Genomic DNA, 1,076 nt, shown 5'->3' on the forward strand with positions numbered 1-1,076 from the left:
TACATGATCCATGTATTCTGCCTTTCTTGCCTCTTTAATCCCCGATTTCTCCTCGTCTAAAAACAAGGTGAGTTGTGTTTCAAAAGATCTTAAATGCTATCTTGGTTTCCGAGAAACAAGAAAAGCCTTTAGAAATGGAACTTGCCTCCAAGATCTACATTGTAAATCCTAGAAGATCCGCGAACTTCAAAGACAAACTGGCCGAGCACTTCCAACTTAGGAGAGAAGGCGTAATGGCTGCCTGCACGCACTTGCAAAGCCTGTCGTGCTAAGTTGTTAGCGTAAGTTTCCCAAGAGGCTCCGCTAATCACGAGTGCTGTAGTGCATTTGGGATCATTGCGGATAAGATCAGGAATGTACGATAGAGTAAGATCATAAGAAAAATCATCTGCGAACTTCTCAAACTTCACCCCTATAGGCAGAGATAGGTTAAAGAGGTTGCTATCATCAAAAGATCTTCCTTCTGTACCTTTTTCTGAGAAGTTGTCCTGACATATATAGGTCAGATTCAGTTTAACATAAGGCGAGTATGCGTCAAAATAACGGACGTATTGAGGATACGAATAGGATGATCCTCCCAACATTAGATTAAAGGCATTATTCCCCCAAGAACCTTTCACCTCAGGATATGCAGTATACTTTGTTTTTAGATCATTCTTGGTATGACTATAGGCTATTTGTCCTTCTAACACGAGGGGGTTGTTGCTCCAAGATCCTGGAAGTTTATCTAAGAGATAACCCAAGAATCCCTTACTGTATTCTGTAGCGTGTTGGATATAGAAGGATCCTGCATAGGTATCGGTATGATTTTTGGCGACTAGGAAATCTTTATCCCTGCCAAAGAGTTGACAGAAAGCAAAGCTAATTAGGTTTTCAGAATACGTTTGCGTTGTACCTCCGATAGCATAACCACCAGATTGATGACGGTATTTACGTTTTTCCCCTTTTTTATCTTTAGCTAAGAAATTACCAATTCCCGCAGCCCAGAAACCTCGTTCTGAAGAAAGGGTGAGAGTACTTCGTTCTACAACACCTTGAAGGGCTTGAATGTCCGAGAAAGATCCCCAAAGGCTATT

1 protein-coding gene is annotated in these 1,076 nt (G+C 41.4%); it reads right to left on the reverse strand.

The features are described from left to right. Positions 1-128: 128 nt before the first annotated feature. Positions 129-1,076, reverse strand: a 948-nt coding sequence (locus tag CMV32_RS05400; RefSeq protein ID WP_151899124.1) for an autotransporter outer membrane beta-barrel domain-containing protein, incomplete at its 5' end; no start/stop codon positions are given.

The sequence above is a fragment of the Candidatus Chlamydia corallus genome (assembly GCF_002817655.1).
Lineage (GTDB): Bacteria > Chlamydiota > Chlamydiia > Chlamydiales > Chlamydiaceae > Chlamydia > Chlamydia corallus.